The sequence below is a fragment of the Pseudoalteromonas sp. Z9A4 genome (assembly GCF_011378845.1).
GTDB classification, from domain to species: Bacteria; Pseudomonadota; Gammaproteobacteria; order Enterobacterales; family Alteromonadaceae; genus Pseudoalteromonas; species Pseudoalteromonas arctica.
In genome coordinates this window covers 384,131-391,008 of record NZ_WTLA01000001.1, presented here as the reverse complement: position 1 = coordinate 391,008, position 6,878 = coordinate 384,131, and the positions used below count along the sequence as shown (strand labels likewise).

7 protein-coding genes are annotated in these 6,878 nt (G+C 41.3%); 1 reads left to right on the top strand and 6 read right to left on the bottom strand.

What is annotated here, in order from left to right:
- Positions 1 to 183: 183 nt before the first annotated feature.
- Positions 184 to 564 carry a hypothetical protein gene (locus GQR54_RS01610; RefSeq protein WP_166376345.1) on the bottom strand — a complete coding sequence of 127 codons (381 nt, stop codon included), beginning with the start codon at positions 562 to 564 and terminating at the stop codon, positions 184 to 186.
- 248 nt (positions 565 to 812) lie between these two features.
- Between GQR54_RS01610 and GQR54_RS01605 the strand changes: the two genes are divergently transcribed.
- On the top strand, positions 813 to 1,781 hold the full coding sequence (locus GQR54_RS01605; protein WP_166376344.1) for an integron integrase: 969 nt from the start codon (positions 813 to 815) through the stop codon (positions 1,779 to 1,781).
- Between the two features lie 244 nt (positions 1,782 to 2,025).
- Here GQR54_RS01605 and GQR54_RS01600 read toward each other — a convergent pair whose 3' ends face one another.
- Genes GQR54_RS01600 through GQR54_RS01580 form a run of 5 tightly spaced genes read right to left on the bottom strand, consistent with a single transcriptional unit; the run spans position 2,026 to position 6,831 of the window.
- A complete protein-coding gene (locus GQR54_RS01600; RefSeq protein WP_166376343.1) occupies positions 2,026 to 2,796 on the bottom strand; it encodes an SDR family oxidoreductase in 771 nt (256 codons plus the stop codon).
- Between the two features lie 9 nt (positions 2,797 to 2,805).
- A complete protein-coding gene (gene mmsB, locus GQR54_RS01595; RefSeq protein WP_166376342.1) occupies positions 2,806 to 3,705 on the bottom strand; it encodes a 3-hydroxyisobutyrate dehydrogenase in 900 nt (299 codons plus the stop codon).
- Between the two features lie 24 nt (positions 3,706 to 3,729).
- Complete coding sequence (locus GQR54_RS01590; RefSeq protein WP_166376341.1) at positions 3,730 to 4,872, bottom strand: enoyl-CoA hydratase/isomerase family protein; 1,143 nt, start codon at positions 4,870 to 4,872, stop codon at positions 3,730 to 3,732.
- Positions 4,872 to 5,663 carry an enoyl-CoA hydratase gene (locus tag GQR54_RS01585; protein ID WP_166376340.1) on the bottom strand — a complete coding sequence of 264 codons (792 nt, stop codon included), beginning with the start codon at positions 5,661 to 5,663 and terminating at the stop codon, positions 4,872 to 4,874. Before GQR54_RS01585 ends, GQR54_RS01590 begins: the two co-directional genes overlap by 1 nt.
- Positions 5,664 to 5,673: 10 nt before the next feature.
- Positions 5,674 to 6,831 carry an acyl-CoA dehydrogenase family protein gene (locus GQR54_RS01580; RefSeq protein ID WP_166376339.1) on the bottom strand — a complete coding sequence of 386 codons (1,158 nt, stop codon included), beginning with the start codon at positions 6,829 to 6,831 and terminating at the stop codon, positions 5,674 to 5,676.
- Positions 6,832 to 6,878 lie beyond the last annotated feature (47 nt).

Genomic DNA, 6,878 nt, shown 5'->3' with positions numbered 1-6,878 from the left:
GCGAACAGATGGATTCAAGGTTAAAAAGCAACCAACAAAAAAATAGTTGGATACGTTCCTAAAAAGAGTAATTCTACAGCCTCAACGCCGTTTTAAGCGGCAAATTGCAGTTGGCTAAAATAAGTGAGGCACGAACAAAAAGCCAACTGTAATTTGTCCGACTTGAAAACCCTTGTTATATTTTTAATGCACCATCTCGCCGCTGAATCTATCTCGGCCTTTCCAATAATTACATTCAGGACAATAGTCACCTACAGGATAATCAATTCCTTCTTCATGAGGGCAACCTATTACCTCTTGGATCATGCTAACGGATTTAGCTCCGTTTGCATCAATGAAATTCAACATTTCACTCATAACCTGTTCTGATTTTCTCAAGTCTGTTGAAGAAAACCACTTTTTCATTGGTTTTGTTTCTGCACCTTCATGCATTATAATTGCGCATACTGCTTTTGATGCAAGATCATTGTTTGGACCATAAAAAGCTATCGTTGCTATAGGGTAACCTTTGTCACCTTTACGAACCTTTTTGGTTAGTAATTTCTTATTGTTGCCTTGAGCCATTTGAATACTCCAACATCAAAAAAATATAACAGCTTTATCAGAGGACACTTTCCTCTTTTTATGAGCAATGTATGTCCTCTTAATTATTTTTAATATTAATAACAAATCCTGTAACACATTGCCAGCTTTAAACTTTAAGTCAGGCTGTTCTTTTATTAAAATGCAGAAAAGAGGAAAATGTCCTCATTTCTTGACTTAGGAGGAAAAACGCCAATACTGTATATAAATACAGTTAACTGAGATTTAAAATGAAAACTAAATCCCCTTTTCTTAATAGTATTATCAACTATATGTATAGCCATCACTATGCTAAAAAATCTATTGAAACTTATGTATTTTGGATTACTGCCTATATCCATTTTCATAATAAGCGGCACCCTACCAGTATGGGCAATAATGAAGTTGAAATATTTTTAAATCACTTAACAGTCACTAAAAAAGTGGCAGCGAGAACACAAGCAACCGCTTTAAATGCACTTGCTTTTTTATATAAACATATTATCAAGAATGAGCTCTCATTAGATTTAAATTTCGTTAAAAGTAACCGCCAACAGAAACTTCCTGTCGTACTTACACAAACTGAGGTATCGCTATTTTTTAGAAATATAAATAAACGACATTATTTGATAGCAAGCCTGCTATATGGAAGTGGTTTGCGGCTGATGGAAGCAGTAAAAATAAGAGTTCAAGATATTGACTTCGACTATAAAAACATACGCATTTGGAACGGTAAGGGTAATAAAAATCGTATTGTGACACTTGCTGAAGAATTAATACCAATGCTAAGAAATCAAATAATTCAAGTTGATGAATATTTACAGTTAGATTTAAAAAATGATGCGTACGCCGGTGTATGGATGCCTCATCGACTTAGTAAAAAATACCCAAGCGCTAATAAGTCTTTACAATGGCAGTTTTTGTTCCCATCACATAAATTAAGTACAGACCCTGAAACAGGAGAAATAAGACGTCACCACTTAGATCATTCAGGGGTAAGAAAGGCAGTTAAACTGTCTTCAACAAAAGCTGAAATTAATAAACACGTTACGCCACATACTTTGCGTCACTCTTTCGCTACGCATTTGCTGCAAAGCGGCGCTGATATCCGCACATTACAAACACAGCTAGGTCATAGTGATGTGCGTACTACACAAATATATACCCATGTACTACAACAAGGTGCCAACGGTGTTATTAGCCCTTTTTCAAGATTATAAATATCTCAGTAACAAGGCAAAAATTTAGTTATATTGTTTGTCTATATGAGAAGTTTTTAACGCAGTTAATTAGAACGTTAGAATGTTCTACGTTTTAATTCAACGGGTATCCTACTCATGTTTTACAACAAATTGCCAATGCCATTATTAGCACTTTTTCAAGATTATAAACTCCCCGAATTAAAACAAAAAAGCACAGCCCACAAGCGCCATGCTTTTTAAATAAACCTTAATCCAGATCGGTTTACAAACGAATCCCACCGTCTATTTCTACCACGCGACCGGTAAAAAAGTCGTTTTCGATAATGTATTGTGCGGTATGGGCAATTTCGTCGCTTTCACCTAAGCGCCCTACTGGCGTTACTGCAAGCATACGTTGCTTGGCTTCGGGCTTCATGGCGTCGGTCATGGCGGTGCTTATTACACCTGGTGCAATAGCGCCTACACGTATACCAAAACGACCTAGCTCTTTAGCCCATGTGGTGGTAAGTGCCACTACGCCAGCTTTTGATGCCGCGTAATTTGTTTGGCCTATGTTACCTGCACGCGCTACGCTCGACATATTAACGATTACGCCGCCTTTGCCTGATTCAATCATGTGGCTTGCAGCTTCGCGCCCGGCTAAAAACACACCTGTCAGGTTTACATCAATCACGGATTGAAATTGCTCTAGGGACATTTTTTTAACGACTTTGCCATCTTTAGCCTTTATAAACATGCCATCGCGTAAAATACCGGCGTTGTTTATAAGCACACCAATGTGGCCAAAATCGCTGTTAATGGTATTAAATACGTTTTCTACTTCGCTTTCAGTTGTTACGTTTGCGGCATAACCTTTAATGTTGCCTGTGACACCTTCAAGCTGCGTTAACTGCTCGCATGCGGTGTTTAATAAGTCTTGCGCCATATCTATTAAAGCAATGTTTGCGCCCATAAGTGCGAACTTTTGCGCCATTGCAAAGCCTAAACCTTGTGCGCCACCGGTTATTACTACCGTGTTATTTTTAATTTCCACGCGTTGCTCCTACTTAGAAAACAGTTTAAAAATGGCACTAAAGTCATCACTACCCGCACCTTGGTGTTGTAGCATAGTGTATAAATTTTTAGCCATTGAACCCATAGGGGTTGATGAATTACTTTGCTGCGCGGCTTCCATGGCAAGTCCTAAGTCTTTAGCCATTAAATCAACCATAAAGCCTGGTTTGTAATCGTTACTTGCAGGTGCTGTATCCATTACACCTGGGCAAGGGTTGTAAAGTTCGAGCGTCCAGTTACGGCCAGAACTTGCGGTCATAATGTCGCTAAGTACTTTAGGATCGAGGCCGTTATTTATGCCCATTTGCAGGGCTTCGCTGGTGCCTGCCATTAAAATACTAAGTAGCATGTTGTTACATATTTTGGCAACTTGCCCTGCGCCAATATCGCCTGCATGAAATATGTTTTTACCCATATCACTAAGCACTGTATTTGCTTTATCAAACGCTGCTTTTTCGCCGCCTACAATAAAAGTAAGTGTACCTGCAGTTGCGCCTGCAACGCCGCCCGACACCGGTGCATCTACAAAGCTTATGCCTTGTTTGCCAAGTGCACTGCCTACAACACGGGCTGATTCTGCATCTATTGTTGAGCAATCAATGACTAATGTATTTTTGCTTAGCACGTTAATTAAACCGCTGTCGTCGTTATTACCTAAGTAAAGCGACTTAACATGTTTGCCCGCAGGTAACATGCTAATAAGCACGTCAGCATTAGTTGCACACTGCTTTGCATCAACCGCTGCTTTTGCGCCTTTGCTTGCAAGTATATTTACGACCGACTGGTTTAAATCGAACACGCTAACAGTATGCCCAGCTTTAATTAAGTTAGCCGCCATTGGGCCGCCCATATTACCTAAACCAATAAAACCTATGTTTAATTTACTCATAGTTGTTCCTTTTAGATACCAATTTTATTTAACAGCAAGCTCATTGAGCGGGTGATTTTCGCCAAAGCGGTTAGCAAAAAAGCTATCTATTATCGTTTGTGGTACATCACTAAGTGTTTTGTATTGCCAATTTGGCGAGCCGTCTTTATCTATTAGTAGCGCCCTTACACCTTCTTGAAATTCACCTACTTCGCCAGCGCGAACCGACATACCCAGTTCCATTTTAAAACACGTTAATAAGCTTTTGCCTTGGCTTTTTTTTAATTGCTCACTTACAAGTGCACAACTTAGTGGGCAGCCATGTTTAAGTGATTTTTGAGCGCGTTGTAGCCATTTATCGTCAGTGGTTAGCCCTAAAATATAATCAACCTGCTCCTGCAAGGTTGTAAACTCACCCAGTTTTTGAATCGTTTTTAGGTTAGCTTTTACGTTGCCTTTGGGCATACGCGCCGATTGGTTGTCTAAATCGGTGAGCAAATCGGTTAACCTGTCATGATTTAGACTTGCAGTTTTTCCCCACTTGGCAGTTAAAATTTGCGCAAGCATGGCATCATATTTGTTGCTATCGATAAAGTGATCGGCAAGCGATACAAAACGCGCGTCGTCGCAATTAATAGAAGCCGACGTTAACCCTAAAAATAGCCCGACGCTTTGTGGCATTTTATGTAAAAAGTAACTGCCGCCTACATCTGGGTATAAACCAATGGTTTGCTCTGGCATGGCAATGCGTGATGTTTCAGTTACTACGCGGTGGCTAGCACCAGCCATTAACCCTAAACCGCCGCCCATTACTATGCCGTTACCCCAAACAAGAATTGGTTTATCAAAGGTATGAATAAGGTAATCAAGTTTGTACTCAAGAGTAAAAAACGCTTCAACTAAGCTTGTTGGTTTACCTTGCGCCATTGCATGATGAAGGCTGACAACATCGCCACCAGCACAAAATGCTTTATCGCCAGCGCCTTTTAACAAGACCATTGCAATAGCATCATCGTCTTGCCAAGCTCGCAATTGCGGCTCAAGTAATTTGATCATCTCAAAATTAAGCGCGTTTAACGCTTTTGGCGCATTGAGTGTAACAAGCCCTATTAAACTGCCATTTTCTGCGGTTGCAGTTTCAAATACTACAGGCTCTTCGGCGCTATTTAATACTGTTAAAGCACTCATTAGCCGTTTACCCAGTTAGCGCGGCGTTTTTCTAAAAAGGCATTTACGCCCTCTTGTTGATCTTCGGTATCAAACAAACCAACAAATAACTCTCGTTCAAGGGGTAATATGCTTGCCATTGGTTGATGACGCCCTTTTTGAATCAATATTTTACACGCAGCTACTGAGCTTGGACTTTGATCGACCACTTGGTTAGCTAGTTTTAATGCAGCTGCAAAGCTTTCACCTTGTGGTACTACTTCTTCTACTAAGCCAATTTGCAGGGCTTTATCGGCTTTTAAGCGCTCGCCGCATAAAATCATGCGTTTTGCCCAGCCTTCACCTACAAGCCAAGCTAAATTTTGTGTACCACCCGCACACGGTAATAACCCTACTTTAGCTTCAGGCAATGCCATTTGTGCTTGTTCTTCCGCTATACGTAAATCGCACGCAAGGGCAACTTCTAGCCCGCCGCCCATTGCATAACCGTTAATGGCAGCGACCGATACACCTCTAAAATTAGTAAGCGCTTCAAATGCTTCACCAAATACACGCGACATATCAGCGGCTACGCCTTTATCGCCGCATGCAAATACGTTTAGGTCGGCACCGGCGCTAAAAAACTTCTCGCCTTCGCCAGTGAGCACTAATGCATAAATATTTTTATTATTGTTTAGCTCGTTAACGATATTTTTTAAATCAACTAAGGTGTCTTTTGTCCAGGTGTTTGCTGGCGGGTTAGACATTGTTAAAATAGCAACATGACCTTCGGTTGTAAGTTCAATACTTGGATTAGATTTAGATTCTGACATACATTGCTCCTTATAAAACGTCGCTTGCTGACTCTGCTAAAATACGGCGCGCAATAATTACGCGCATGATTTCGTTAGTGCCTTCTAAAATTTGATGAACGCGTACATCGCGTACATGGCGCTCTAGCGGGTATTCTTTTATGTAACCGTAACCACCATGTATTTGCAGTGCATCGTTACACACGGTAAAGCCCACATCGGTAGCAAAGCGTTTAGCCATGGCGCAGTAAGTGGTTTTTTCAACGTCGTTATTATCAAGTTTAAATGCAGCAAGCCTTACCATTTGACGCGCAGCTACAAGCTCGGTGTTCATATCTGCAATTTTAAATTGCAGCGCTTGAAACGCAGCGAGTGGTTTACCAAATTGCGTGCGTTCTTTTAAATATTCACGGGCGGTATTGAGTGCTGCCTGCGCTGTACCAATTGAACACGTGGCAATGTTAATTCGACCGCCATCAAGGCCTTGCATTGCAAATTTAAAGCCTTCGCCCTCAGCGCCTAATAAGTTGTGTGCAGGAATGCGTACATCTTCAAAGCTAATTAGCCGTGTAGGTTGTGCGTTCCATCCCATTTTTTCTTCTGCTTTGCCGTATTCAACGCCTTTTGCATCGGCAGGGACTAAAAATGCCGAAATACCCGCTGCGCCTTCGCCGCCTGTACGTGCCATTACAACTAATACTTCGGTTTCGCCAGCGCCCGATATAAACATTTTTGAGCCGTTAATAACGTACTCATCGCCCTCAAGCACGGCTTTTGTTTTAAGTGATGCTGCATCTGAACCCGAACCTGGCTCTGTTAAACAGTAAGAGGCAAGTAGCTCGCCCATTACTAATTGCTCTACGTATTGGTCTTTAACTGCATCGGTACCAAAACTTGCTACCATCCACGTTGCCATATTATGAATGGTCAACATGGCAGTGGTTGCTGTACAGCCCATAGCAAGCTGTTCAAAAATAATACTCGAATCTAAACGCGATAAACCAAGGCCGCCGGCTTCCTCTGGCGTGTATAAACCACAAAATCCAAGCTCGCCTGCGGCTTTAATCGTGTCTTTAGGAAAAATATGTTCGCGATCCCATTTTGCTGCATAAGGTGCGAGTTCTGACTCGGCAAATTGGCGCGCTGTTTGCGCAAAAGCTTGCTGATCTTCTGATAAGTTAAAGTCCATGGTAGACCTCTTTAATTGTGTTAGTTGTGTGTGTGTTGTTGTGTGTT